This window comes from Rhizobium sp. SG_E_25_P2 (assembly GCF_029892285.1).
Classification (GTDB): Bacteria; Pseudomonadota; Alphaproteobacteria; order Rhizobiales; family Rhizobiaceae; genus Rhizobium_E.
The window spans coordinates 35,523-61,610 of record NZ_JARXVM010000021.1 but is presented as its reverse complement, the minus strand read 5'-3'; the positions used below and the strand labels follow the sequence as shown (position 1 = coordinate 61,610).

20 protein-coding genes and 1 other annotated feature are annotated in these 26,088 nt (G+C 61.6%); of the genes, 12 read left to right on the top strand and 8 right to left on the bottom strand.

What is annotated here, in order from left to right; genetic code table 11:
* Positions 1–13 precede the first annotated feature (13 nt).
* Both M2360_RS23225 and M2360_RS23220 read left to right on the top strand, forming a co-directional pair.
* Entirely contained in the window at positions 14–1,396 is a 1,383-nt protein-coding gene (locus M2360_RS23225) for an aldehyde dehydrogenase family protein (protein ID WP_280777767.1), read from the top strand.
* Position 1,397: 1 nt separating this feature from the next.
* The gene (locus M2360_RS23220; RefSeq protein ID WP_280777766.1) at positions 1,398–2,543 is read left to right on the top strand and encodes an iron-containing alcohol dehydrogenase; all 1,146 of its coding nucleotides are present in this window, start codon (positions 1,398–1,400) and stop codon (positions 2,541–2,543) included.
* A gap of 54 nt (positions 2,544–2,597) precedes the next feature.
* On the opposite strand, the gene M2360_RS23215 is transcribed toward M2360_RS23220, so the two are convergent.
* From M2360_RS23215 to M2360_RS23205, 3 genes are all read right to left on the bottom strand, one after another.
* Positions 2,598–3,350: an autoinducer binding domain-containing protein gene (locus tag M2360_RS23215; RefSeq protein WP_280777765.1), complete on the bottom strand. Its 753-nt coding sequence runs from the start codon at positions 3,348–3,350 to the stop codon at positions 2,598–2,600.
* A gap of 293 nt (positions 3,351–3,643) precedes the next feature.
* On the bottom strand, positions 3,644–5,020 hold the full coding sequence (locus M2360_RS23210) for an aminotransferase class I/II-fold pyridoxal phosphate-dependent enzyme (RefSeq protein ID WP_280777764.1): 1,377 nt from the start codon (positions 5,018–5,020) through the stop codon (positions 3,644–3,646).
* Between the two features lie 253 nt (positions 5,021–5,273).
* Positions 5,274–6,602: a L,D-transpeptidase gene (locus M2360_RS23205; RefSeq protein ID WP_280777806.1), complete on the bottom strand. Its 1,329-nt coding sequence runs from the start codon at positions 6,600–6,602 to the stop codon at positions 5,274–5,276.
* 222 nt (positions 6,603–6,824) lie between these two features.
* On the opposite strand from M2360_RS23205, the gene M2360_RS23200 reads away from it, so the two are divergent.
* The 5 genes from M2360_RS23200 to M2360_RS23180 all read left to right on the top strand — a co-directional run bounded on the left by M2360_RS23200 (position 6,825) and on the right by M2360_RS23180 (position 12,722).
* Positions 6,825–7,655: a DUF4432 family protein gene (locus M2360_RS23200; RefSeq protein WP_280777763.1), complete on the top strand. Its 831-nt coding sequence runs from the start codon at positions 6,825–6,827 to the stop codon at positions 7,653–7,655.
* 81 nt (positions 7,656–7,736) lie between these two features.
* On the top strand, positions 7,737–8,069 hold the full coding sequence (locus tag M2360_RS23195; RefSeq protein WP_280777762.1) for a TIGR01244 family sulfur transferase: 333 nt from the start codon (positions 7,737–7,739) through the stop codon (positions 8,067–8,069).
* Positions 8,070–8,298: 229 nt separating this feature from the next.
* A complete protein-coding gene (locus M2360_RS23190; RefSeq protein ID WP_280777761.1) occupies positions 8,299–10,188 on the top strand; it encodes a methyl-accepting chemotaxis protein in 1,890 nt (629 codons plus the stop codon).
* A 121-nt stretch (positions 10,189–10,309) separates the two neighbouring features.
* Positions 10,310–10,365 (top strand) — a sequence feature (sul1 is cis-regulatory element that is thought to sense ions involved in sulfur or methionine metabolism; They are found in Alphaproteobacteria).
* 66 nt (positions 10,366–10,431) lie between these two features.
* On the top strand, positions 10,432–11,922 hold the full coding sequence (locus M2360_RS23185; protein WP_280777760.1) for a SulP family inorganic anion transporter: 1,491 nt from the start codon (positions 10,432–10,434) through the stop codon (positions 11,920–11,922).
* A gap of 92 nt (positions 11,923–12,014) precedes the next feature.
* Entirely contained in the window at positions 12,015–12,722 is a 708-nt protein-coding gene (locus M2360_RS23180) for a pentapeptide repeat-containing protein (RefSeq protein WP_280777759.1), read from the top strand.
* Between the two features lie 50 nt (positions 12,723–12,772).
* On the opposite strand, the gene M2360_RS23175 is transcribed toward M2360_RS23180, so the two are convergent.
* A complete protein-coding gene (locus tag M2360_RS23175) occupies positions 12,773–14,434 on the bottom strand; it encodes a thiamine pyrophosphate-binding protein (RefSeq protein ID WP_280777758.1) in 1,662 nt (553 codons plus the stop codon).
* A 53-nt stretch (positions 14,435–14,487) separates the two neighbouring features.
* Positions 14,488–15,276, bottom strand: coding sequence for a tellurium resistance protein TerC (locus M2360_RS23170; RefSeq protein WP_280777757.1), 789 nt, complete (start codon positions 15,274–15,276; stop codon positions 14,488–14,490).
* A gap of 261 nt (positions 15,277–15,537) precedes the next feature.
* Between M2360_RS23170 and M2360_RS23165 the strand changes: the two genes are divergently transcribed.
* Positions 15,538–17,616 (top strand): methyl-accepting chemotaxis protein, encoded by a 2,079-nt coding sequence (locus M2360_RS23165; protein WP_280777756.1) that lies wholly within the window; start codon positions 15,538–15,540, stop codon positions 17,614–17,616.
* A 33-nt stretch (positions 17,617–17,649) separates the two neighbouring features.
* Here the strand turns inward: M2360_RS23165 and M2360_RS23160 are convergent, their stop codons facing one another.
* The gene (locus M2360_RS23160) at positions 17,650–18,594 is read right to left on the bottom strand and encodes an alpha/beta hydrolase (protein ID WP_280777755.1); all 945 of its coding nucleotides are present in this window, start codon (positions 18,592–18,594) and stop codon (positions 17,650–17,652) included.
* Between the two features lie 225 nt (positions 18,595–18,819).
* On the opposite strand from M2360_RS23160, the gene M2360_RS23155 reads away from it, so the two are divergent.
* The 4 genes from M2360_RS23155 (at position 18,820) to metF (ending at position 23,378) form a co-directional block, all read left to right on the top strand.
* The gene (locus M2360_RS23155) at positions 18,820–19,533 is read left to right on the top strand and encodes a ribonuclease (RefSeq protein WP_280777754.1); all 714 of its coding nucleotides are present in this window, start codon (positions 18,820–18,822) and stop codon (positions 19,531–19,533) included.
* Between the two features lie 113 nt (positions 19,534–19,646).
* Complete coding sequence (ettA, locus tag M2360_RS23150) at positions 19,647–21,296, top strand: energy-dependent translational throttle protein EttA (protein WP_280777753.1); 1,650 nt, start codon at positions 19,647–19,649, stop codon at positions 21,294–21,296.
* A gap of 164 nt (positions 21,297–21,460) precedes the next feature.
* Positions 21,461–22,480 (top strand): metalloregulator ArsR/SmtB family transcription factor, encoded by a 1,020-nt coding sequence (locus M2360_RS23145; RefSeq protein ID WP_280777752.1) that lies wholly within the window; start codon positions 21,461–21,463, stop codon positions 22,478–22,480.
* A 1-nt stretch (position 22,481) separates the two neighbouring features.
* Entirely contained in the window at positions 22,482–23,378 is an 897-nt protein-coding gene (gene metF / locus M2360_RS23140) for a methylenetetrahydrofolate reductase [NAD(P)H] (RefSeq protein ID WP_280777751.1), read from the top strand.
* A gap of 384 nt (positions 23,379–23,762) precedes the next feature.
* Here the strand turns inward: metF and M2360_RS23135 are convergent, their stop codons facing one another.
* Positions 23,763–24,707 (bottom strand): DMT family transporter, encoded by a 945-nt coding sequence (locus tag M2360_RS23135; RefSeq protein ID WP_280777750.1) that lies wholly within the window; start codon positions 24,705–24,707, stop codon positions 23,763–23,765.
* A 68-nt stretch (positions 24,708–24,775) separates the two neighbouring features.
* Positions 24,776–25,987, bottom strand: coding sequence for a lytic murein transglycosylase (locus M2360_RS23130; protein ID WP_280777749.1), 1,212 nt, complete (start codon positions 25,985–25,987; stop codon positions 24,776–24,778).
* Positions 25,988–26,088: the final 101 nt, after the last annotated feature.

Below are 26,088 nucleotides of genomic sequence, written 5' to 3'. Positions count from 1 at the left end.
GGAGTGAAGAAAGATGACGATGATCCGATGCATATCGCCGGTTGACGGCTCGGTCTATGCCGAGCGTCCGGCCATGAGTTTTGACGATGCGGCTCAGGCCGTGGCGCGCGCGCGCAAGGCGCAGAAGTCCTGGGCCAAGCGTCCGCTCGAAGAGCGCGTGTCGCTGGTGATGAAGGGCGTGGCCCGTCTCAACGAAATGTCCGACGAGGTCGTTCAGGAACTGGCCTGGCAGATGGGCCGGCCGGTGCGCTATGGCGGCGAGTTCAAGGGTTTCAACGAGCGCTCCAACTATGTCGCCTCGATCGCCCATGATGCGCTGGCGCCGCTGCTCATCGAGAAGAGCGACAAATTCGAGCGCTATATCAAGCGCGAGGCCCATGGCGTGGTCTTCGTGATCGCGCCGTGGAACTATCCTTATATGACCGCAATCAACACGGTCGCGCCGGCGCTGATGGCGGGCAATACCGTGGTGCTGAAGCATGCCAGCCAGACGCTGCTGGTCGGCGAGCGCATGGTGCGCGCCTTCAACGAAGCGGGCGTGCCGGAAGACGTGTTCCTGAATGTCTTCCTCGACCATGACACGACCTCGAAGCTCATTGCGGCCGGTTCGTTCAATTTCATCAACTTCACCGGCTCGGTCGAAGGCGGACGCTCGATCGAACGCGCCGCCGCCGGCACCTTCACCGGCATCGGCCTGGAGCTTGGCGGCAAGGACCCCGGCTATGTGATGGAGGACGCCGATCTCGACGCCGCCGTCGATACGCTGATGGATGGCGCGACCTATAATTCCGGCCAGTGCTGCTGCGGCATCGAGCGCATCTATGTGAACGAGAACCTCTACGACGCCTTTGTCGAAAAGTCGGTCGCCTGGGTGTCAAACTACAAGCTCGGCAATCCGCTTGATCCCGACACCACGCTGGGGCCGATGGCGCATAAGCGTTTCGCCGCGACCGTGCGCGCCCAGATCGAGGAAGCCGTCGCCAAGGGCGCCAAGGCGCTGGTCGATCCCAAACTGTTCCCGGCCGATGACGGCGGCGCCTATATCGCACCGCAGATCCTCGTCGATGTCGATCACTCCATGTCCTTCATGAATGAAGAGACCTTCGGCCCGGCCGTGGGCATCATGAAGGTGAAGTCCGACGAAGAAGCCATCGCGCTGATGAACGATTGCAAATACGGTCTCACCGCCTCGGTCTGGACTGGAGATGTCGAACGCGCCGCCCGCATCGGCGATGAGCTGGAAACCGGCACCGTGTTCATGAACCGCGCAGATTATCTCGATCCCGCTCTGTGCTGGACCGGCGTGAAGGAAACGGGCCGCGGCGGCTCGCTCTCCGTCATTGGCTTCCAGAACCTCACCCGTCCGAAATCCTACCACCTCAGAAAGTCGTTCTAATATGTCGATCACCGCAAACTGGAGCTATCCGACCGCCATCAAGATGGGCGCGGGCCGGATCAAGGAACTCGCCGATCATTGCAAGGCGGTCGGCATGAAGAAGCCGCTGCTGATCACCGACCGCGGTCTGGCGCCGATGGCGATCACCCAGAACGCGCTTGATATTCTGGAAGCCGCCGGCCTCGGTCGCGCGATCTTTGCCGATGTCGATCCCAATCCGAACGACATCAATCTCGAAGCCGGCGTCAAAGCCTTCAAAGATGGCGGCCATGACGGCGTCGTCGCCTTCGGCGGCGGCTCGGGCCTCGATCTCGGCAAATGCGTGGCCTTCATGGCCGGCCAGAGCCGTCCGGTCTGGGATTTCGAGGATATCGGCGACTGGTGGACCCGCGCTTCGGTCGAAGGCATTGCGCCGATCGTCGCCGTGCCGACCACCGCCGGCACCGGCTCGGAAGTCGGACGCGCCTCAGTCATCACCAATTCGGCGACGCACACCAAAAAGGTCATCTTCCATCCGAAGTTCCTGCCGGCCGTGACCATCTGCGATCCGGAACTCACCGTGGGCATGCCCAAGGTCATCACCGTCGGCACCGGCATGGATGCGTTCGCGCATTGCCTGGAAGCCTATTCCTCGCCCTTCTACCACCCGATGAGCCAGGGCATTGCGCTTGAAGGTCTGCGTCTGGTGAAGGAATATCTGCCCCGCGCCTTCAAGGACGGGACCGATATTGAAGCGCGCACGCATATGATGAGCGCCGCCGCCATGGGCGCTGTCGCCTTCCAGAAGGGTTTGGGCGCAATCCATTCGCTTAGCCATCCTGTGGGCGCGATCTACAACACTCATCACGGCATGACGAACGCTGTGGTGATGCCGCCGGTGCTCGCTTTCAACCGCCCGGCGATCGAAGACAAGATCACTGCGGCCGCCGCTTATCTCGGAATTTCCGGCGGTTTCAATGGCTTCTATGATTATGTGCTGAAGCTGCGCGAGGAACTTGGCGTGCCGGACAAGTTGTCGGCGCTCGGCGTCGGCACGGATCGCATCGATGAAATGGCCGCCATGGCCATCGTCGACCCGACCGCCGGCGGCAATCCGGTGGAATTGACGCTGGATGCGGCCAAGACGCTGTTTGCGCAGTGCATCTGATAACGTCAGCTGAGATCAAACAGGGAGCCCGGCCATCGCGCCGGGCTTCTTCGTTCAGGCGATGATCGCCAGGGAATGAGCAAGGCTCACCAGTTCGGCGCGGTTCTGCGCGGCTAGCTTCTGCTTGGCGCTTTCGATATGGGCGTGAACAGCGCCGCCGCCGAGCCCCAGCATCTCGCCTGCCTTGACATCGGACAGGCCCGTGGCGAGCAGCCGCAGACAGTCGATCTCGTCCGCGCCAAGCCCGGCGGGCGGCGTCCTGAAGCCCTCTTTCGGCGCCAGACAGCGCAGGCGCTGGTGAAAGGCGAAGGCGGCCGCCGTCAATTGCGCCTTGTCTTCAGCGGAAATCCGTCGCGCCGAAATCAGGCTCGCCACGCCGTAGCGCAGTCCGCCCCGATGGATGGGCACGCACAGCGCGTCCTTCCAGCCGAAGGCTGAAAATCGTTGCAGGATCTGGGTGGTGTCGGCGCAGACCCTGGGCGCATCCATCCTTTCGCTCAAGGTGAAAGCGCCGTGGTCGCGCTCAATCATCGCTAGCAGGGGGTCGTGATGCAAATGCCTCGATTGGAGACAGAAGCTCCGCCAGCGGTCGTCCCAGGAATGGGCCAGCATCACATCGCGTTGACGGCAACCGAGATCGGTTTCCAAAATTGTGAAATTCTTGATGCCGAAAGCCGAGATAAATTCCAAAAATACTTCAACACAAGTCGAATAATCTGTTCTGCTGTAAATCTCAAAAATCGTATGTGCCGCGTCCTCGGTCTTTTGCACGTCCAGGGGCCTATTATTATTGTCGCGTTGGTTCATTGGGCGCTAGTATTCATTTGCGGCGCTATCGGAGTCCAGTAAAATTTAGGGGTAAAATTACAGTAGATGCGTTTGTTAATTCATGAGAGCGCCGTGAGCCACTTAACGTTACGTGAGGCAAGGAGTTCCGGCGAAAGGGAAACAAACGCGCACCAAAGCCGGCGCCTGCGCGAAACGCGAGTCAGGCTGGCAGAACAGGATTTGTTGCGGCAAAGCGCATGGCGCCGCTGGGGCGCCGCTTGCGCCCGTGTGCGAGAGGAGCGGGCGGTGCTCCTCTCGCCTTGGGGCGGACGTTATTCGGCCGCCGCTGCGGTCGCGGCGCTCGCATCGTTGGCGGCCACCAGACGGCGTTCGCCTTCGTCATTGTCGTTGGCGGAGAGCCATTCGACATGCGCCTCGGCCATGTCGCGGGCCTTGACGGCGATCTCGATCATCGCGTCGATCTGTTCCTCGGTGTGGTCGGCCATCACCTGCAGGCGCCAGCGGCAGGCGTTTTTCGCGACGGCCGGATGTTCGACGAGATTGACGATGCCGCCCATCTCCACCGCGTAACGTGTCATCAGCCGGGCGAGCAGCACGTCGCCGATCAGCATCGGCACCACGGCGCTCGGCTTGCCCAGCACTTCGAAGCCTTCTTCCTCGAGGCCGGCGCGCAAGCGCAGGCTGTTGCGCATCAGCCGTTCGCGGCGCTCGCGGCCTTCCTCGCCCTCGATGATGTCGAGCGAGCCGAGCACGACGGCGGCCTGGATCGGCGACATCGCGTTGGTGAAGGTGGAGGGGCCGCACTGGCCGCGCAGGCCGAAGCGAAGACCGCGGCTGTTGGAGGCGACGAAGCCGCCCATGGAGCCGAAGCTCTTCGAAAAGGCGCCGACGAGAATGTCGACGCCGCCGACGATGCCGAAGTCTTCGAGTTTGCCGCGGCCGTTCTCGCCGAGTGCGCCGAGGTCATGGGCGCAATCGACCAGCAGGGTGGCGTTGTGGCGGCGGCAGACCTCCTGGATTTCCGGAATGTTGGGGACGTCGCTGTCCATGGAGAACAGGGTCTCGGTCACCACTAGGATGCCGCAGTCCTCGTCTTCGCGGCGGATGCGCGCCAGACGGCTTTCGATCGCCTTGACGTTCAGGTGCGAATGGACGTGGACATTTTCGGTGGCGTCGCGGGCGGCTTCCTGCAGGCAGGCATGGGCGAGAATATCGATGACGACATGGTCGGTCGGCTTGACCAGCGTCTTGACGGAGCCGTAGCCGGCGGCCCAGCCGATTGGGAAGACGACGACATCTTCAAAGCCGGTGAAGGCGGCGAGGCGGCGTTCGAGTTCGACGGAGAGGGCGGTGTTGCCCATCAGCGCAGCGGAGCCGGCGCTATGCAGGCCATATTGATCGATCGCGTCTTTTGCGCGCTGGATCAGCATCGGATGCGAGGCCAGCGACAGGTAATCCTGGCTGGCGAAGTTATGACCCGCGAAGGCCGTGCCGTCGCGGTGCGCGCCTTCGATATAGTTGCCGACGCGGCTGGTAGAGTATTTCTGGTAGGGATCGAGCTTGTGTTGCACGCGGCTTTCCCACCAGGCTCCGGATTCCGACCAGCGGTCCAGAAGATTGGTCGGCTGGTTGTATTTCTCGACTGCTGGAAGACTTGTTCTCAATTGTCCGGGAATGTTTTCGAACATAACGTCACCTTTGCCAATACGCGCTGAACTATCGAGGCATCCGGTTCAGATCGAGAGTTGCTGGCGCCCGCTCTTTCCAGCGGTTCTCAACACTCCGCCGTAACCATTTAGAAAGATTAACGAATGATAAACATTAGTCAATTGGTCCAGAATGAGACATGCGTCAAAACGGGAATATCTCTGGATACTTGGTTAACGCAAAAGGCCCGGCGTTATATTCGCCGGGCCTGATGTAAAAGGGGATTCAACGCCTTTAATCGATGAACTCGACCGTAACTCCAGGTTTAACCATTTTCGCGAGTTCCGTGGCGTCCCAATTGGTCAGGCGGATGCAGCCATGGCTCTGGCTCCGGCCGATGCGCGACGGGTCCGGCGTGCCGTGAATGCCGTAGGTCGGCTTCGACAATGCGATCCATACCGTGCCGACGGGTCCGTTCGGGCCGGGCGGAATGGTCAGCACCTTGGTGTTGTTGCCCTGCTGGAAATTGATCTTCGGATTATAGGTGTAATTCGGGTTCAGCGCGACGCGTTCGACCGTGTGCAGGCCGGATGGCGAGGGCGTGTCACTGGAGCCGATAGAAGCCGGATAGGCAGCCACCAGCTGGTCTGCCGCGTCATAGGCATAAACCTGCTTGCGGAATTTGTCGGCGACGATACGCGCGACTTCCGCCTTCTTCGGCTGGCCTGGATTGACGACCTTGACGATGGTTCCGGGAATGGTGAAGTCGACGCCGGGGTTCAGCGTCTTGAGATAGCCTTCGTCCATATGGAACCGTTCGGCCAACGCCTCGGTCACCGAGGTGTAATTCATGCCCGGCAGCGCGGCCTTATGGGCATAGTCCTCGGGGATCGCCGCCACATAGGGGCCGGCGGCGTCGGCGGCGGTGATCTGATACTCCATGATCGGCAGGCCGCCAGTATAGCCGAGCCGGGTCATGAGTTCTTCGATATTGTTGGGGTCGAGCGTCTCGCCGGTGATCCTGTCATAGGCCGCGACGGCCTTGGAGACATTCATGCCCATCTTGCCGTCGATGACGCCGGGCGACGCGCCGGCGCGATCGAGGAAAACCTGAAGCGCGGTGATTTCATATTGGGATTTCTTGCCGTCCAGCGTGATGACCGGATCGGGCTGCCGCTGTTCTACGGCCGGTAGATTGGGATCGAGCGAGGCCATGTCGGTGTCGCCGGTATTGTCGCGGGCAATTCCGTCGCCGGGCAGCGGCTGGTCCTGATAGCCCTCATTGTTATCAGGATAGGTCGGCAGCGATCCGGTCGATTCCTGAGAATCCGGCTGCGGAGCTCGCGGGAAATAGCCGGGATCCTCTTCGGCATTGTTGCCACCGGCGCGGGCGTAATCCTCCACGCCCGGCAGTCCATCGCGAGGGCTGCGCCGACCACCGAGATCGGAGGGGCGCATTTCCGTGGCGACCAGATTGCCGTAGTGATCGATGAGCACGCGTTGGCCGCGCTTGTTGGTGCGCACGATCACATCGGCCGCATCGGGCACGTAATCGAGCACATCGCCCTCGGGCGTCACGAGGATGATTTGTCCGTCATTCACGCTCTGTGCCGATGCGGGCATGACCGAGAGCAGCGTCAAAAGAGAAAATGCGATCGTTCTTGTTAACATGATCCTAGGGTTCCGGCGGCGCTTCCGCCAGTGCGGCGCTTCAAGAGCCAAACATGCCGAATTTGACTCTATTGTGGAATTTCAACAAACGCGGTGAACAAATGCTGAATTTCATCCCTTCGTTCAAGTGGTTTCATGTAAATTGCGCGTGAGGATCCAATTGAGGGGTATGGAATGAGACTGGGTGACGGGCGGTTCGAACTCGAACTCGATGAACTATCGGCGCTGGATGTGCTGTCGGCGACGGCTCGCGGCGTCGATCTCGCCCCCGGCGGCGCGGTGCCGGATGACGGCGATCCCCGGATTTTCCGGGCGGTTCACGGTTTCCTCTTCACCTGCGGTCCCGATCATATTCGCCATCCCGAGCCCGTTGAAAATGCCGACGGCCTGTTTTTCCCCCTGCATGGATCGATGAGCGGCAATAGCGCCGTCATCACCAGCAAGAGCGCCAATGAGACCGGCCTGTCGGTCGAGGCGCGAATCAAGGTGGCGCTCGCCGATGGCGGCATCGCCGAAATTCTCAGGCTCTGGCATTTCGACGCCGCCACGGGCGCTTTCACCCTGGAGGATACGGTGCAGAATGTCGGGTCTTCGCCGTTTGCGCCGATGATGATGTATCACATGAATGTCGGCGCCCGTCATTTTGACGATGATACCGGCTTTTCGGGAGCGTCATTTCCCGAAGGTCGGATCGGGTGGCGCTTCGGCGACGGCGAGGGGGCGGTGATCTGCTCTCCGGCCATGCTTGACGACGCCGGCAAGGCGCATGTGTCGCTGGGGCCGATCCCAGGGGCGGAGGGCGGCGCGCTCGACGTCTGGTTCGACGCCGACGCCATGCCGCATCTGCAGATGTGGCGCAACGAGGCGGGTCACTGCAACGTCATCGGCATAGAACCCGCCAGCCATCCGCTGAAGAAGCGCACCGAACTTGCGCAAAGCGGCCTGATGCCCGCGCTTCATCCCGGCGACGCCCGGCATTTTCGCCTGGGGTTCCGATTCGTTTGAGCGCGCGGGCGGAGGAAAGCGGTTTTCCTGCCGCCTCGAATGGATTAGAGACAGGCCCGACGCCGCATGAAAGGACACGCCATGCAGATTCGCCAGTTGACCGAGGAATATTCGGTTTCACCGCAGATTTCCCTCGAAGACGTCCAGACGCTGAAGGACATGGGCTACAAGTCGATTGTCTGCCATCGTCCCGATGACGAAGATCCCGGCCAGCCGTCTTTCGACGAGATTGCCGCCAAGGCCGCCGAACTCGGCCTGGAAACTGCCCATATTCCTGTGGTGGGACAAATTCCGGTCGAGGCCGTGCGCGCCATGGTTGACGCGCTCGACGAGTTGCCGAAACCGATGTTGGGCTATTGCCGCTCGGGAAATCGCTCCACGGTGATTTATCAGCAGACGCTGCATATCCGATGAATGCCGGGGCGGAGGGCGGAAACCGTCGCTCCGCCCTTTTTAAGATTTGGACCGGCAATTAACTATTTAAGCAATATTTTTACCCAGTTCAGAGACATCGCCAGGTTGTTTTTGGGAATTACTCCTGATTTTCAGGGGTTTTTCGTTTAACCCTTAATTAAGCGCCCTGTGATCCAATTAACGAAATTCCGGCGGAGAAAGGCTCCGTTCGTCGTTAATGGGGTGCATTGTGAGGATTTCCGGTAAAATCTACAGTCTTGTCGGCGTAATGTGCGCCGCTTCGCTGGTGATTGGCAGCGTGTCGCTTTTCGCGATTTCGAAATATGACGAGAAGCTGCAGGAATACAAGAACGTTTCCGAACGCGCCTATTACGGTGAACGCCTGAACCGCTATGTCACCGCCGTTGTCATGGAAGCGCGCGGGATCTATCATGCGGCTTCTACGGAAAAAGCGAAAAAGTTCGGCGACGGCCTGATGGAGCATCTGGCTGAAATGGACGCCGTCATGGCCAAGTGGGCGCCGCAGGTTCCGGCTGAGCAGAAGGCGCAGTTCGAGGCTATGTCCGCGAAGTCGGCGGAATTCCGCAAGTTCCGCAGCGAAACCGTTCGTCTCGGCACCGAGGTCAGCCCGAAGGATGCCGACGCGCAGGGCAACAACGAGGCCAACCGCGAAAACCGCAAGGCGTTCCAGAAGCAGATCGACGCCATCGTTGAAACCGACCAGGCGGCTCTGACGGCGATCGACGAGTCGATCAGCAGTTTCAAAACCTGGATCTTCACAGTGGTCATGGCGACCGCAGCGCTCGGCATCATCGCTGGCGCAGGCCTCGGTTTCTATATTGCCCGCTTCCATCTGAGCGCGCCGATCAAGCGGATCACCGACACGATCCGCGCCGTCGCCGCCAACAATTTCGAGATTGCCGTACCGTTCCTCGGCCACAAGGACGAAATCGGCGAGATGGCGCAGGCCGTCGGGGTGTTCAAGGACAACGGGCGCGCCGTCGTGCAGATGAACAGCCTCGAAGCCGCCCGCCGCGCCCGCAATGACGACTTGCAAACCCGCATGTCGGAAGTCGTCGCCGCCGCCGCCGCGGGCGATTTCAGCCGCCGCATCGACCAGGACTTCGGCGACGCCAATCTGAACGCCGTCGCCAACAATATTGACCAGCTGCTCGCCAGCGTCGACGCCGGCATCACCGAAATGCGCGCCGTGATGGCTAATCTCGCCGAGGGTGTGCTCACCCGCTCTATGAACGGTCGCTACACCGGCGCCTTCGCCGAACTTCAGGGCAACGTCAACGGGACGATGGACAGCCTCAAGCGCACCATCCGCGAAGTGCTCGCCACCTCCGACTCGATCAACGGCAACATCAACGAGCTGGGCTCTTCGACCAACGACCTGTCGCGCCGCACCGAACAGCAGGCCGCCGCTCTTCAGGAAACCTCGACGGCGCTGAAGGAAATCACCGGCGTCGTCCGGACCGCCACCGACAAGGCCCAGGAAGCCGCCAGCATGGTGACCCAGGCCAAGGACAACGCCGCGCGCGCCGGCCAGGTCGTGGGACAGGCGATCGACGCCATGGGCCGCATCGAACAGGCTTCGCAGGAGATCAGCCAGATCATCAACGTGATCGACGAGATCGCCTTCCAGACCAACCTGCTGGCGCTGAACGCTGGCGTCGAAGCCGCCCGCGCCGGCGATGCCGGCAAGGGCTTCGCAGTCGTCGCCCAGGAAGTGCGCGAACTGGCGCAACGCTCGGCCAATGCCGCCAAGGACATCAAGACGCTGATCACCAAGTCAGGCGGGGAAGTGCAAACCGGCGTGCAGCTCGTCCAGGCGACCGGTTCGGCCCTGTCCGAAATCGAACAGCGCGTTTATTCGATCAACAGCCACATTCATTCGATCGCCCACTCGGCCAGTGAACAGGCCACCAGCCTGCACGAGATCAACCAGGCCGTGAACCAGATCGACAATGTGACGCAGCAGAACGCCGCGATGGTGGAGGAAACCTCCGCCGCCACGATGAAGCTGGCGAGCGAAGCCGACCGTCTGGTGCAGCTGATCAGCCGCTTCCAGCTGGAAGAAAAGGCAGGCGCGCAGCGACGCTACGCCGCCTGAGCGGAAAATCGTCTCGTAGACACAAGGAGGCCGGCGCAAGCCGGCCTTCGACGTTTCTGCGTTTATGATCCCTGATAGAACCTTGCCCTTCGTCAAAAACTTGATTACGGACAGGTATCCACAAGGACCCGGTGTAATTCCGGGTGGCTCTTCTGGCCGCCGATCCGCCAGACAACACAGCAACGCAACCTTCCCTGGGCCTGATACTCTCGGCCCGTTGCCTTCAACTGTGGTTTTCCAGATATGCAAACGACTTTTTCTCGTTACCGCCACGAGTGGTTTCATAATATTCGCGGCGACATCCTCTCCGGCGTCGTCGTCGCGTTGGCGCTCATTCCCGAGGCGATCGGCTTTTCGGTGATCGCCGGCGTCGATCCCAAGGTCGGCCTCTACGCCTCCTTCGCCATCGCCTGCGTCGCGGCCGTGGTCGGCGGACGCCCCGGCATGATTTCGGCCGCCACGGCGGCCACCGCCGTGGTGATGGTCACGCTCGTCAAGGAGCATGGCCTGCAATATCTGTTCGCCGCCACCATCCTGATGGGGCTCATCCAGATTCTCGCGGGCTTCCTCAAGCTCGGGCGGGTCATGCGCTTCGTGTCGCGCTCGGTGATAACCGGCTTTGTCAATGCGCTGGCCATCCTGATCTTCATGGCGCAGCTGCCGGAACTGATCGGCGTGCCGTCGCTCACCTATGTGATGATCGCCGCCGGGCTCGGAATCATCTACCTGTTTCCCTATGTGACCAAAGCAGTGCCGTCGCCGCTGGTGGCGATCGCCGCGCTGACGCTGGTCGCCTGGTGGACGGGAATGGACCTGCGCACAGTCGGCGATCTCGGCGAATTGCCCTCGGCGCTTCCCTCCTTCATCCTGCCGGATGTGCCGCTGACCCTCGAGACGCTGAAGATCATCTTTCCCTATTCGGTGACGCTCGCCGCCGTCGGTCTGCTGGAATCGCTGCTGACGGCGCAGATCGTCGACGACATGACCGACACGCCGAGCAACAAGAGCCAGGAATGCCTGGGGCAGGGGGCCGGCAATATCGCCTCGGCGCTGATCGGCGGCATGGGTGGCTGCGCCATGATTGGCCAGTCGGTGATCAACGTCTCCTCGGGCGGCCGCGGGCGCCTGTCGACCTTCGTCGCCGGCGCTTTTCTGCTGGTGCTGATCGTGGCGCTCGACGATCTCGTGCGGATTATCCCCATGGCGGCGCTGGTGGCGGTGATGATCATGGTGTCAATCGGCACCTTCTCCTGGCGTTCCATCCTCGATCTCCGCCGCAATCCGCTGCCGTCCTCGGTGGTGATGCTCGCCACCGTCGTCACGGTGGTGGGCACGCATGATCTCGCCAAGGGCGTGCTGGTCGGCGTGCTGTTGTCCGGCGTCTTCTTCGCCGGAAAGGTGGCGCGGCTGTTCCGCGTCACGCGTCTCGACGCGCCAGGCGAAGGCGAAGTCGTCTATAAGGTCGAAGGGCAGATCTTCTTTGCTTCGGCGGAAAATTTCGTCGGCGCATTCGATTTCAGCGAAAGCGTCCAGAAAGTGCTCATCGATGTGTCGCAGGCGCATTTATGGGACATCACAGCCGTTGGCGCGCTCGATAAGGTCGTGGTGAAGTTCCGGCGGGCAGGCGTCGAGGTCGAGATTGTCGGCTTCAACGCGGCGAGCGCTGATATGGTCGACCAGTTCGCCTTGCATGACAAGGCGGAACGCGAGGCCGCCAGCGCGACTTTGCACTGATACAGGCCCTTTTCCTTCGCGCGTCGCGCGCCTAATATAGGCGCGGCGCGCGTCGTGCGACGCCGCCAGTCATCGCAATCGCGGAGCCGATCATGCGCGTAAGACATTTTGCCGTTTCGAGCTTGATCGCACTGGTCGTCGCGCTATCGGCGGGTGCCGCAGCTCTCGCCGCCGACGATTGCCATGATTCGCCGCGCGCCGGCATCGATTGGCGCGAATGCAACAAGCGCAATCTCATGCTGCCAAACGGCGAGTTGCGCGGCGCCAATCTCACCGATGTCGATTTCAGCGGCACCGATCTCGCCGGCTCCGATCTGGTTTCGGCGATTTTCGAAAAGGCCACGCTGGTCAGGGCCAGCCTTGCCGGCGCATCGGCGTCGGGGGCGCGGTTTGCCCGCGTGGAAGCCTATCGCACCGATTTCAGCGAGATCAACGCGCCGGGCGCGATCTTTCGCAGCGGCGAATTGCAGCGGTCGAACTTCCATGCGGCGATTTTGACCGATGTCGATTTCACCAAGGCGGATATGGGACGGTCGCAATTCGACAAGGCCGATGTCAGCGGCAGCCGCTTTGCGCTGACCAATCTCGCCCGGGCTGATTTCCGCGACGCCAAGTTCAGCCGTCCGGCGGATTTCGACCGCGCCTTTTTCTTCCTCACCCGGATCGAGGGCGTGGATCTGTCGGGGGCGACCGGTCTCAACCAATGGCAGCTCGACATGGCCTGCGGCGACAAGGACACCAAGCTGCCTGAGGGCTTGAAGCCGTCGAAGAACTGGCCCTGCAAGTTCGGCGACGATTGATGTCGCGCGCCACGCGGCGAAAGCGCGGCGCGCAACTTTGTCTGGATTGATCAGCCCTTGGCGGCTTCGCGGATCTGGGTCAACGTACGGGTGGGCGTGATGGCCTCCGGATCGAGGATGACCTCGATGATCGCCGGCTTGCCGCTCTCTCTTGCGCGCAGATAGGCGGCGGCGAAATCCGAGGTCTTCGTCACTTTCTCGCCATGGCCGCCGAAAGCGCGGGCGTAGTCGCAAAAATCCGGGTTGGTGAGACCGGTGGCCGAGACGCGGCCCGGATATTCCCGCTCCTGATGCATGCGGATCGTGCCGTAGATGCCGTTGTTCACCAGCACCACGATGATGGGAAGATTGTAGCGCACGGCGGTGGCGAATTCCTGGCCATGCATCATGAAGCAGCCATCGCCGGCGAAGCACACGACTTCCCGCTCGGGGAAGGCGGCCTTGGCGGCTACGGCGGCGGGCAGACCATAACCCATCGAGCCCGAGGCCGGCGCGGCTTGCGTCGCATAGGCCTGGAAGCGGTGGAAGCGGTGCAGCCAGGTGGCGTAATTGCCGGCGCCATTGGTCATGATCGCCGTCTTCGGCAGATTATCCTCAAGCCAGGACATGATCGGACCCATGGCGACCTCGCCGGGACCTTCCATCGGCGGTGTAGACCAGGCCAGGTAATCGGCGCGCATGGACTTGGTGCGCTCGGACCAGGCGACTGGCGCGCTCGGGGTGACGCCCGCAAGTGCCGCGACGAAGCTCGAGGGATCGGCGTTGATTGCGACGTCGGGACGGTAGACGCGGCCGAGTTCGGACGAATCGGGATGAATGTGGACGAGCGATTGGCGCGGGTAGGGAATATCGACCAGCGTATAGCCCGAGGACGGCATTTCCGAGAAACGTCCGCCGAGCATGATCAGCAGATCGGCGTTCTTCACCGCTTCGCCGAGCTTCGGATTGACGCCGATGCCGACATCGCCGGCATAGTTCAGATGGGCGTGATCAAACAGCATCTGGCGGCGGAAGGACACCGTGACAGGCAGATCCCAGGCTTCGGCGAAGGACTGAAAGGCGGCGACGGAGGCCTCGCTCCAGCGCGTGCCGCCGAGAATGACCAGCGGACGCTCGGCCTTTTCGAGCCGCGCCTTGAGATCGGCGATCTGGCTCGGCGCGGGATGGGTGGCCACCGGCTGATAGGGGCGGGCGTCCGCCGCCTCAACCAGATCGGTCAGCATATCTTCCGGCAGCGACAGCACGACCGGGCCGGGGCGGCCAGAGGTCGCCACCGCAAAAGCGCGGGTGACGAATTCCGGAATGCGGCGGGCGTCGTCGATCTCGCCGACCCATTTGGCGAATTCGGTGAAGGCGCGGCGATATTCGACTTCCTGGAAGGCTTCGCGCTCGCGGGCGTCGCGCTGCACCTGGCCGATAAACAGGATCATCGGCACGGAATCCTGCCGGGCCACATGCAGGCCGGCGGTGGCATTGGTGGCGCCGGGGCCGCGGGTGACCATGCAGATGCCGGGCTCGCCGGTCAGCCGGCCCCAGCAATCGGCCATCATCGCTGCGCCGCCTTCCTGGCGGCACACCATCACGTCGATTTCTGTGTCATGCAGGGCATCCAGCACTGCCAGATAGCTCTCGCCCGGCACGCAGGCGATACGCTTGACGCCATTGGCGACAAGCGCCTCCACGATCAGTTGGCCGCCGGTCTTCTTGGTCATCGCGCACACTCTTTGTCAGCTTTAGGGAAGCCGAGAAGGCGCGCGCGACGCCGTCAATGGTTGTTGCGCTCCTGCTCGGCCAGGATGCGCTTCTGATAGCGGCCCTGGATGATTTCGACAATGATCAAAGTCACCAGCACGAAGTAGAATGTCGACTTCGCCATGGGCTCGACCGGATAGCCGAAGAAGGACAGATGGGCGAGGTGGCCGCCTTCCGACATCAGCATATAGCCGACCAACAGCAGTACGAAGAGGCCGAGCACTTCATACATGCGGTTTTTCTTGAGGAAGTTCGACACCGTGTCGGCCATCACCACCATCAAGACGCCGGAGACGATGATGGCGGCGGCCATGACGATGAAATTATGCGTCAGCGCCACCGCCGACAGCACTGTGTCAAAGGAGAAGACTATGTTCATGATGAGAATCATCGTCAGCGCCGAGGCGACGCTGCGGCGGGCGGCGCGCGTGGCGTTCTGTTCCTCATGCGGCGCGCCGATCATGTGAAAGATTTCCTTGATGGCGGTGTAGATGAGGAAGACGCCGCCGAACAGCACGATCAGCGAATGGCCGCTGACGGCGGCGGTGAAGACGCTCGTATGCGCTTCCCAGAGCGGAGCCTGGAACGTGTCGATCAGCTTCAGCACCACGAACAGCAACACGATGCGCAAGCCGATCGCCAGAATGATGCCGGTGCGGCGGACATAGGCCTCACGGGCGGGATCGACCTTCTTGGCCTCGATCGAGATGTAGAGAAGATTGTCGAAGCCGAGCACGGTCTCGAGCGCGGTCAGGATCAGGAAGGTGATCAGGCTTTCGAAGGTGAAGAGGTTTTCGAACATCGGCAAAGGGTCCCCATCGGCCATTTTGTCGCGGCCATTGATAACGGTCCTGCCGGTGATGGCAAGGCGCGGTGGAAGGAAAAGACTATGCAGGCTCTTGGGTTCCGTTTTTTGGACTGCAACAATCCAAAGTGACGTCCACAATGCTCGTGCAGCAGCGCAGGGCCGCCGGACGTTGCCCAGAACTTGATAAATGTTATTAATTAGAAGTTACGAAAATACATATATTTATAGGCCGCTTCGTATTGGAGGGCAGACTCGGTGTTTGGTATCAAGAAGGCGCGCATCCCCCAGCCAGTGATCGAGACGTCTCCTCTGGAAACCGACGTTGGCGGCGCGCCGGAAGCGATATCCGTCGAGTCTGATCCTCAGGCCAATGCCGCCAGGCCGAAGCGACCCATGCTGGTGTTCAAGACCGATTCCCGTTTGTCGACGTTACCCCCGTCGCTCGCGGAAATCGATGGGGCGCCCTCCAGACTGATCATGGCCTACATATCGCCGCATGTGGATTTTCAGGCTGTGTGCCGCCAGATTCAGATGCGCTGTGGGACGACGCCGTTTGTTGCCACCACCACGGCCGGCGAATTGTGCAATGTGGAGGACGCAGTCGACGGCGCCCTTTACTGCGCCGCCTCCGGAACCTGGGACAATGTCGTGATTCAGGTTTTCGGCGCCGATCTGCTTGAGATGGTCTCGATCCAGACCGTGCCGCTCTGCAATGAGGATATCCGGTCCGGCGCGCCTGGCAAGCCGCAGGCGCAGCGGGTGTCCGAACTGGTCGGCCATTTGAGCCGGCTGCGGCTGCCGTTTCGCATCCGCGCCGATGACACGCTTGCCATCACCCTGGTCGACGGTCTGTCGGCGTCAGAAAACTACCTTATGGAAGCCATCTACGAATGCGGTCGGTTTCCGTGCCTGTTCATCGGCGGCTCATCGGGCGGAAAACTCGATTTCCAGCACAGCTATATCTTCGACGGACAGCGGCCGATCCAGAACCATGCGGTGATCATCTTCGCCAAGACTCCGTCGCAAACCCGGTTCGGCGTGTTGAAAAGCCAGAACTTCGTCGCGACCGGCAAATCACTGGTGATCATGGAAGCCTGTCCGGAAATGCGCAAAGTGACGGCGGCGGTCGATACCGGCACGGTCGAACTCGTGCCGATTGTCGACGCCCTTTGCCGGATGATGCAATGCCAACCCGGCGATCTCACCCGCAGGCTTGAAGGCTATACTTTCGCGATCAAGATGGACGACGAGCTGTTCGTCCGCTCGATCGCCTCCATCGATCTCGCCGCAGGCGCGGTGAACTTCTATTGCGACGTCAATCCGGGCGATGAACTGCATCTCGTCAAGGCGACCGATTTCGCCGGCCAGACGCGCGCCGATATGCAGGCGTTTTTCCGCGGCAAGCCGAAAGCGCTGGGCGCCGTTCTCAACGACTGCATATTGCGCCGCCTGGGCAATGCAGGACGCCTGAAAGACATGAACGGCGCCTGGACCATTCCTGCGGCGGGTTTCTCCACCTTCGGGGAACTCCTCGGGATCAATGTCAACCAGACGCTGACGGCGCTGGTGTTTTTCGACGTGTCAGGCGGCGAAGCATTCGCCGATCACTATATCGATGAATTTCCGGTTCACTATGCGCGGTTCGCCCGGTATTTCACCCAGTGCCGGCTGCGCCAGCAGCAGCTCGTCAACGACATGCGTCAAAAGCTGATCGGCCGGCTGACCGGCTTCATCGGCAAGACCGCCACGCTTGCGAGCCAGCTCGACGAGGTCGTCGGACGAACCGATGACGTGCGCCTGAGCGTCCAGGGCATTCGCAGCGACATGGAGCGGCGCATGGCTGAGGTGACGCAGAACGCCGAAACCGGCATTCTGGAGGAAGAGTTCCTCAAGGTGGCGCGCACGACGCGGCAACTCAACGACATCGTCGAAGTGATCGACAAGATCACCATGCAGACCAACCTGCTCTCGCTCAACGCCACGATCGAGGCTGCCCGCGCAGGCGAGGCCGGCCGCTCTTTCGCGGTGGTCGCCAATGAGGTCCGCAACCTCGCCAACACCACGAAATCCACGCTCGACAACAGCCGGGAAGCGATTGCGCAGGTGGAGGCGAGCATCGGCATTCTCGGTGAAAACATCAAGATCTCGGAAACCCGTCTGGCCACGGCGCATGACGGCTATGGTGAGATCTCGCAGCAATTGGTCAGCATTTTTTCGAGCTTCAGCAAGATCGACAGCGCCATGTCGGAGGTGGAAAACATGATCGCCTCTCAGCGCGGCATGATGCGCAAGATTGATGAGGATGTGTCCACGCTCCGGCGGATTGAGGCATGAACCCGCCATCCACCGGGCTGAGCTGCCGTCACTTTATGACGCGCGTCTGACGTTTCGTTCGAGCGCGGCGTCAAGCCAGGCCGCGAAATTCAGCATGGCCTCGTTGCGGCCGATCTCGTTCAGCGTTTCATGCCGCATGTTGCGATAGATGATGGTCGTGACGCGACGCGCGCCGGCTTTGCCCAGACGTTTTTCCAGCCAGAGCATATCCTCGCCATTGGCTGTGGCCGGATCTTCCCCGCCGCCGACCAGATAAATCGGCAGATCCTTGGGGAGACGGGCCAACCGCTCGCCGTCGCCGCCCCGACGCGACAGCACCATCAGGTCGAGCCACATCGACACAGTGGCTGAAAAGCCGCAGAGTGGATCGGCGACATAGGCGTCGACCTCGGCCTTGTCATGGCTCAGCCAGTCGAAATCGGTGCGGGCGTAGGGAATGCTCTTTGCCCAGGCCTCGAAGGTGGCCTTGGGCCCGATCATGCTCGGCACGTCCGAGCCCTTGAAAAAGCGTTCCGCCTTGATCGCCAGCGCGCCCACGGCGCCGGCCGCGCCGGGATTGAGCTTGCTGTTGAACACGGCGAGCGCGGCGTAATCCTCAGGGCGCTCCTGCGCCGCGTTCATCGCGATCATTCCGCCCATGGAATGGCCGAACAACGCCACCGGCACGCCCGGATGCCGCGCCGCGACCAGCGCCCGGACGGCGGCGACATCGGCCAGGACGATGGTCGCGCCGTCGATCCGAGCGAAACGCCCGATTGGCGCGTCGGAAGCGGTGGTTGAGCCATGGCCGCGATGATCATGGGCGTAGACATGGTAGCCGCGGTCGGCGAGAAACGCGGCGAAGCGTCGATACCGTCCTGCATGTTCGGCCAGTCCGTGGCAGATCATCACTACGCCCCGGGCGGGCTCTTTCGCCGCGTGGTGGCGCAGGCAAATTCTGGCGCCGTCGCGTTCGACGATTTCTGTCTTCTCGAACATCCTCTCTCCCCTTCATCGCCGCGCCGGACGCCATGCGGCGATCTGTTTCGGTGCGAAAAAATTCCTGAACCGAGTCAAATCGTTAATGGTTGTGTATGAATTTATATGAAGTTAATGATTGCAAATATCCCGTATGTATTCATTATGTTCACTAGGCGTTCACTTTGATTTTAGGAAACTGTGATGTGCGGGCGCAAAATATCTTCAAGAATCGCTAATATAGTCATGCTCCTCGTCTGGCTGGCGGCAGGTCCGGTTCTGGCGATGGAAACCGGTTCGCCGGGAAAAACCGTGATGGCGCTGGGTCTATCCTGGCATCCCGCCTTCTGTGAAGGCCAGCGCAATCGGCCGGAATGCGCCCACCCTTCGGCGGAGGCGCAATCGGCGCGCCAACTTTCGTTGCACGGGCTATGGATCTTGCGCAAGAGCTATTGCGGCGCCCCAGACAGCCTGAAGACGGCCGACAAGGCCGGCGATTGGCTGAAAATGCCGGCGCTGGCGTTGGATCCGCGTCTTGCGGCGGATCTGTCTCGCGCCATGCCCGGCGTCGCGTCCGGTCTAGACCGGCATGAATGGGTGAAGCATGGGCTGTGCTCGGGCGGGCTGGCGGACGACTATTTCCGCCGGGCGCTCGGCCTGACCGACGAGGTCAACCGCTCGGCCGTGGGGGCGCTGTTTTCCGCCAATATCGGCAAAACGCTGGATGAGGCTCAGATCAAGGCGGCGTTCGACCAAGCCTTTGGTCCGGGGAGCGGCGACAAAGTGAGGATGCGCTGCCGCAAGGATGGCGGACGGCGGTTGATCTCCGGCCTGTCCGTCGGTCTCGGCGCGGAAAAAGAGGGCGAGAAGGGGCTCGGTCTGGCCGCGCTTCTGGCGCGGGCGAAGCCGACCAAGTTCGGCTGTGCTTCCGGAATCGTTGACGCAGCGGGTTTGCAATAGGGGGCGACAGCAGCGCCCAAGCCTGGGGGAGACGGCAAATCGAACATTGCCCCAGAAACGGATTTGCCCTACATAGCCGGCAATTCCCTAAATCGGTTTGTCGAGGTTATGGCATGGCGCGTCAATTCATCTATCATATGTCGGGGCTGACCAAGGCCTACGGCGCCAAGAAGGTTCTGGAGAATGTTCATCTCTCCTTTTACCCGGACGCCAAGATCGGCATCCTCGGCCCTAACGGCGCCGGCAAGTCGACGATCCTCAAGATCATGGCCGGCCTCGACAAGGAATATACCGGCGAGGCCTGGATCGCCGACGGCGCAACCATCGGCTATCTGCCGCAGGAGCCGCAACTCGATCCCAACAAGACGGCGCTTGAAAATGTGATGGAAGGCGTGGCCAAGAAGACGGCCATTCTCGAGCGCTATAACGAACTGATGATGAACTATTCCGACGAGACCGCCGACGAAGGCGCCGCACTCCAGGACATCATCGACGCCCAGAACCTGTGGGATCTGGAGCAGCAGGTCGAAATGGCCATGGACGCGCTGCGTTGCCCGCCTCCGGATGCTGACGTCACCAGCCTTTCGGGCGGTGAACGCCGTCGTATCGCGCTGTGCAAGCTTCTGCTGTCGCAGCCCGACCTGCTTCTGCTCGATGAGCCGACCAACCATTTGGACGCCGAGACGATCGCCTGGCTCGAAAAGCATCTGCGCCAATATCCCGGCGCCGTGCTGATGATCACCCACGACCGCTACTTCCTCGACAATGTCACGGGCTGGATTCTCGAACTCGATCGCGGCCGGTCGATCCCCTATGAGGGCAATTACTCGGCCTATCTGCAGGCCAAGGCCAAGCGCATGCTGCAGGAAAATCGCGAAGAAGCCACCCGTCAGAAGGCGATCGCCCGCGAACAGGAATGGATTTCGTCCAGCCCCAAGGCCCGTCAGGCCAAGTCCAAGGCGCGTATCCGCTCCTATGACGAACTGGTGGACGCAGCAGAAAATCAGCGCCCCGGCGACGCGCAGATCATCATTCCGGTGGGTGAACGCCTTGGCCAGGTGGTCATCGAGATGGATGGCGTCTCCAAGGGCTATGGCGAACGGTTGCTGATCGACGGCCTGTCGCTGAAATTGCCGCCGGGCGGCATTGTCGGCGTGATCGGCCCCAACGGCGCCGGCAAGACGACGCTGTTTCGCATGATCACCGGCCAGGAAACGCCGGATGCCGGCTCCATCCGCATCGGCGAGACCGTGCATCTCGGTTATGTCGACCAGAGCCGCGACGCGCTCGACGCCAACAAGACCGTCTGGGAAGAAATCTCCGGCGGCGCCGAAGTGATCAAGCTCGGCAAGCACGAGATGAATTCGCGCGCCTATTGCTCGACGTTCAATTTCCGCGGCGGCGACCAGCAGCAGAAGGTCGGCAATCTCTCGGGCGGCCAGCGCAATCGCGTCCACCTCGCCAAGATGCTGAAGTCCGGCGGCAATGTGCTGCTGCTCGACGAACCGACCAACGACCTGGACACCGAAACGCTGGCGGCGCTGGAAATCGCGCTCGAAAATTTCGCGGGCTGCGCGGTGATCATCAGCCATGATCGCATGTTCCTCGACCGTCTCGCCACGCATATCCTAGCCTTTGAAGGCGACAGCCATGTCGAATGGTTCGAGGGCAATTTCGAGGATTACGAGCAGGACAAGGTTCGTCGTCTCGGCCCCGATGCGCTCAATCCGAGCCGCGTGACCTATAAGCGCCTGACGCGCTGACCTAACCTTCAATACGGTTTGGAACCCCCGGCTCGCGCCGGGGGTTCCTTTTTGCGCGGTCGCGCAAATTATACGGATAGTTTTCTGCCCGCGCCGTTTGATTTTCCGCTTGCGCCATCGCTCAAAACATATAAAGATATGTTTATGTCTTGATTGGGTGATGCATGGCCAATAATAGCGGTTTCTCGCTGAACAGTCTGGTGGAAATTCTCAAAGCCTCGGCCGAGCCGACGCGGCTCAGGCTGCTGGTTCTACTGTCGTCGGGCGATCTCACCGTCAGCGATCTTACCGAAATCCTCGGCCAGTCGCAGCCGCGCATTTCCCGGCATTTGAAATTGCTTGCCGAAGCAGGCCTGATCGAGCGCTATCAGGAAGGCGCCTGGGCCTGGTTTCGGCTGCGTCGCGACGGCGAAAGCGCCACGCTCACCCGCAAGATCATCGAAAGCGCCTCGGGCGCCGACGCCGTCATCACGCGGGATCAGGCGCGTCTCGCCCAGGTCAGGGTCGGCCGGGCGCAGAAGGCCAGTGAATATTTCAGCCAGAACGCCGAAGGCTGGGACCAGTTGCGCAAGCTGCATGTCGCCGAGGAAAAGGTGGAAGCGGCATTGCGCGCCATGGTGGGGACGCGCCCCGTCAACGCTTTTCTTGATCTCGGCACCGGCACCGGCCGGCTGCTGCAACTGTTTGAAGGCATCTATCGCACCGCGACCGGCGTCGACGCCAGCCGCGAAATGCTGTCGGTGGCCCGCGCCAATCTCGAAAAAGCCGGTCTCGCCAAGGCGACCATCCGGCTGGGCGACATTTTCAACCTGCCGCTGGAAAGCGAGAGCTATGATCTCGTCTCGATCCATCAGGTGCTGCACTTCCTTGAGAATCCCGAATTGGCGCTGGCGGAGGCCGCCCGAATGCTCAGGCCGGGGGGGCGGCTCGTCGTGGTCGACTTCGCCCCTCACGGCCTCGACAGTCTCCGCAGCGAACATCACCACGCCCGCCTCGGTTTCTCGCATCAGCAGATGTCCGATTGGCTCGAAGAAATTGGCCTCGACCTGGTCGAGGTCAAGGACCTGACCCCGCAAACGGCGGGCGAGGCGTTGACCGTAACCCTATGGCTTGCCCGCGACCGCCGCATTGAAATCGCCGCCGAAAGCGCGCCTGCGCTGACGGCCACGAGCAGGAGATCCTGACATGACCAAATATTGCCGCGACATTGCCCTGTCCTTCGAATTCTTCCCGCCGAAAAACGCCGACGCCGCCTCTCAGCTGTGGGACACGGTCGACGATCTCAAGAAATGGCAGCCGGAGTTCGTCTCCGTCACCTATGGCGCGGGCGGCACGACCCGCGACACCACGCTCGGCGCGGTGTCGACCATTCTCTCCCAACACGGCCTCGACGCCGCCTCGCATCTGACTTGCGTCGGCTCGAGCCGCGACGAGGTGCGCCAGGTGGTGGCCGATCTCAAGCGAGCCGGCGTTCGCCGCATCGTGGCGCTGCGCGGCGATCCGCAGGGCGGGCTCGGCAATGCCTATGTTCCGCATCCGGAGGGCTATGCCTATGCGTCCGATCTGGTGGCGGGGCTCGCCGACATCGGCGGTCTGGACATTTCCGTCTCGGCCTATCCCGAACGGCATCCGGAAAGCCGGGATTGGGCCGCCGAGATCGACAATCTCAAGCGCAAGGCCGATGCCGGCGCCGCACGCGCGCTGACGCAATTCTTCTTCGATAACGATCTCTATGAACGTTATGTCGACAAGGCGCTGGCCGCTGGCGTCACGATCCCGATCGTGCCCGGCATCCTGCCAATCCCGAACCTCACCCAGGTGCAGCGCTTTGCGGGCATGTGCGGCGCGAGCGTGCCTGATTTTGTGGAACAGACTCTCGGTTCGGTCGAAGATCACCCCGAAGAGCGCTTCCGTCGCGCCGCCGAGCTCGCTGCGACCCAGGTGCTCGATCTCATCCGTCGCGGCGTCGACCAGTTCCATGTCTATACGATGAACCGTTCGGCTTTGACCTCCGAGGTGCTGCGCCTGTCCGGCTTCGAGCCTGCCCGGTTCGAAACGCCGGCGCTCACCATCGCCGCCTGACTGAAAAATGCGACATGAAAAAGGCGCCGGATCGAAAGATCCGGCGCCTGAAATTCCGTCAAGACCTATGGCTCAGGCCTTTACCGGCGCGTCTTGTCAGATGAACAGCATTACGCCGACGAACAAAAATGCCGCGCCAACCAACACCATATTGAGGGATTGAGTAATTCCCATGCTCGAACCTCCTGCTCGTGTTGACGGCTGAAGTTAAGCGCTTTTTTCGGTGTCTGAAAAGCGGAAATTATGACGCAGTGCGGCGAAATAAGGCGCGCCATCGGTAATCCACAGGCACAACTCTATGAAATTCATAGATTTTCACGATTTCACATTTTTTTCACAGAGATGACTGAAAACTGAACATAAACCGTCGCTTCACCATGCTTTTTAAGGGGTTCGGGCGCGGACCGCACTGCGTCGCACAAGCGAAGCGAGTCTGCCGTCGAGCACTACGAGGCCGAGCGCGATTACACCCATCCCGGCCCATTCCACCATTTCCAGCCTTTCGTCGAGAAACATCATGCCGAGCAGGATGGCGCTCGGCGGCACCAGAAGCGTCACCAGAGAGGCGTTGGTGGCGCCTGCCAGTGCGATGATCCGGAAAAACAGGATATAGGCGAAGGCGGTGGAGACCAGCGCCAGCGCCAGCATGGCGGCGAGCGCCCCAGGCGGCGGCAAGGGCAGGCTCCACGGCTGGTCGACGATCAGCGCCACGGGCGTCATGATCAGCGTGGAGGCTGTCAATTGGCCGGCGGCGATAGCGGTCGGCTCGACGCCGCGGAAGCGCTTGCTGAAGATGGCGGCGAAACCATAGGAGACCGCCGCCAGCAACGGCAAAGCGATCGCCCAGAGCGGCGCGTCGGCGCCCGCGCCGAGATGCGGCGAGAACAGCAGCACCGCGCCTGATAGCCCGAGGGCGACGCCGACAAGTTTGGCGCCGGTCAGTTTTTCGTCGCGCGTCAGCGCATGTGCGATCAGCACCGTCCAGACCGGCGTCGTGGCGTTGAGGATCGAGGCGAGGCCCGCGCCGATATGGGTCTGGCCGATGAAGATGAAGCTGTGGGGAATGGCGTTGTTGAGCAGGCCGAGCAGCAAGAAGGATCCGGCGCGGCTGCGGAGTGTTTGGTAAAAACCGTTCCTGCCGCGCAGATAGATGTGCAGCGCGATGGCCGCGATCACGAAGCGCGACAGCGCCAGCGTGAGCGGCGGCACATGCTGCACCGCCACGCGGGCGAAGAAGAACGATCCGCCCCAGAGCAATCCCAACAGGATCAGAAGCGCCCAGGCGAGGGGCGATATGGCGGATTTCGGTTGGTCGGCGGCCTTCGCCATGCGTCCTCTCCCGGCAATGATTGTGGGACAGGTCTAGGCGAGGGCGGGATGATCCGCCACCCGAAAAATCAGAGCGCGTTCAGAAGCGCGGGCGTCGCCCAGCCATCGGCCGGCATGCCCAGCCTCTGCTGTTCCTTCTGGATGGCGATGCGGGTGCCGCCGCCGAGAATGCCGTCGATCTTGCCGACATCATGGCCGAGCGCCTGCAACTTCGTCTGCAGCGTCTTCATCGAGTCGGTGTCGAGGCCCGGCTCGGGATTGCCCTTCACATAAGGCGGAGCGCCGGCGAGCCGCGTGGCGAAATAGGCCGCTGATGTCGTGTAGATGAAGGACTTGTTCCATTCCAGATAGATGGCGAAGTTCGGATAGGTCAGAAAGGCCGGGCCAAGACGGCCCTGAGGCAGCACCAGCGCCGCATTCAACTGGCCGAAACCGGTATTGCCGTCGCGCGGCGTGACGCCGAGCGCGAACCAGTCCTGCGCCTTCAGGCTGCCGCCAAGGCCGCTCTTCTCGAACGGCAGGTTCTCGGGCAAGGTCACTTCCTGGATCCAGGGTTCGCCACGGCGGAAACCCAGGCTCTGGATGAAGCGGGCGGCGGTGAGAATGACGTCGTCGTCGCTCTTCTTGAGGTTCACATGGCCGTCGCCATCGCCATCCGTGCCATAGGCGATGATGTCCTTGGGCAGCATCTGCACCATGCCGATTTCGCCCGCCCAGGCGCCGGTATTGGTCTCGGGATCGAGGTCGCCATCGGCGACCATTTTGATCAACGCGATCAGTTGCGGCCGGAAAAGCTCGGGGCGACGGCAATCATGGGCGAGAGACACCAGCGCATTGCGGGTGTTGAAATCGCCCTGAACGGCGCCGAAATCGGTTTCCAGCGCCCAGAAGGCGGTGATGACGGGGGCGGGCACGCCATAATCGGCTTCCGCCTTGGCGAAGGTCGCGGCGTGGGTCTTCATCTTGCTGCGGCCGATATCGAGGCGAGCCTGGCTGACGACGCGCTTGGAGAATTCAAGAAAAGTCTGGCGAAATACGCCCTGGCCGCGGTCCATCGACAGAACTTTCTTGTCGATCCGCGCCGTCGCGAGCGCCTGATCGACGGCTGCGGCCGGTATTCCCTGCGCCACGGCCTCTGCCTTCACACCGTCAAGAAACGCTGCGAGATCGCCGCCGCAGGCCACCGCTGGCGTTGCCGGCTCCGCCGTCTGGGCGGTGGCGGACAAAGGTGCAAGCGCCGTCAGGGCGCAGAAGAGGGAAGCGGCCAGCGAACGCTGCATGATGAACCTTCCGAAAGAGCTAAATCGGCCAAAGGTTTTTCAGAGAATTATGGCGGATGCAAGCCCAATCCGGGCGCAGGGACCGAGGCAAGGCCGAGGGG

What these genes read in the sequence shown, in the direction of transcription:
- M2360_RS23225 (WP_280777767.1), top strand. Translation starts at nt 14, where the DNA reads ATGACGATGATCCGATGCATATCGCCGGTTGACGGCTCGGTCTATGCC.
- M2360_RS23135 (WP_280777750.1), bottom strand. Translation starts at nt 24,707, where the DNA reads ATGGCGAAGGCCGCCGACCAACCGAAATCCGCCATATCGCCCCTCGCC.
- M2360_RS23170 (WP_280777757.1), bottom strand. Translation starts at nt 15,276, where the DNA reads ATGTTCGAAAACCTCTTCACCTTCGAAAGCCTGATCACCTTCCTGATC.
- M2360_RS23195 (WP_280777762.1), top strand. Translation starts at nt 7,737, where the DNA reads ATGCAGATTCGCCAGTTGACCGAGGAATATTCGGTTTCACCGCAGATT.
- M2360_RS23200 (WP_280777763.1), top strand. Translation starts at nt 6,825, where the DNA reads ATGAGACTGGGTGACGGGCGGTTCGAACTCGAACTCGATGAACTATCG.
- metF (WP_280777751.1), top strand. Translation starts at nt 22,482, where the DNA reads ATGACCAAATATTGCCGCGACATTGCCCTGTCCTTCGAATTCTTCCCG.
- M2360_RS23130 (WP_280777749.1), bottom strand. Translation starts at nt 25,987, where the DNA reads ATGCAGCGTTCGCTGGCCGCTTCCCTCTTCTGCGCCCTGACGGCGCTT.
- M2360_RS23155 (WP_280777754.1), top strand. Translation starts at nt 18,820, where the DNA reads ATGCTCCTCGTCTGGCTGGCGGCAGGTCCGGTTCTGGCGATGGAAACC.
- M2360_RS23210 (WP_280777764.1), bottom strand. Translation starts at nt 5,020, where the DNA reads ATGTTCGAAAACATTCCCGGACAATTGAGAACAAGTCTTCCAGCAGTC.
- M2360_RS23205 (WP_280777806.1), bottom strand. Translation starts at nt 6,602, where the DNA reads ATGCCCGCATCGGCACAGAGCGTGAATGACGGACAAATCATCCTCGTG.
- M2360_RS23180 (WP_280777759.1), top strand. Translation starts at nt 12,015, where the DNA reads ATGCGCGTAAGACATTTTGCCGTTTCGAGCTTGATCGCACTGGTCGTC.
- M2360_RS23175 (WP_280777758.1), bottom strand. Translation starts at nt 14,434, where the DNA reads ATGACCAAGAAGACCGGCGGCCAACTGATCGTGGAGGCGCTTGTCGCC.
- M2360_RS23220 (WP_280777766.1), top strand. Translation starts at nt 1,398, where the DNA reads ATGTCGATCACCGCAAACTGGAGCTATCCGACCGCCATCAAGATGGGC.
- M2360_RS23185 (WP_280777760.1), top strand. Translation starts at nt 10,432, where the DNA reads ATGCAAACGACTTTTTCTCGTTACCGCCACGAGTGGTTTCATAATATT.
- ettA (WP_280777753.1), top strand. Translation starts at nt 19,647, where the DNA reads ATGGCGCGTCAATTCATCTATCATATGTCGGGGCTGACCAAGGCCTAC.
- M2360_RS23215 (WP_280777765.1), bottom strand. Translation starts at nt 3,350, where the DNA reads ATGAACCAACGCGACAATAATAATAGGCCCCTGGACGTGCAAAAGACC.
- M2360_RS23145 (WP_280777752.1), top strand. Translation starts at nt 21,461, where the DNA reads ATGGCCAATAATAGCGGTTTCTCGCTGAACAGTCTGGTGGAAATTCTC.
- M2360_RS23160 (WP_280777755.1), bottom strand. Translation starts at nt 18,594, where the DNA reads ATGTTCGAGAAGACAGAAATCGTCGAACGCGACGGCGCCAGAATTTGC.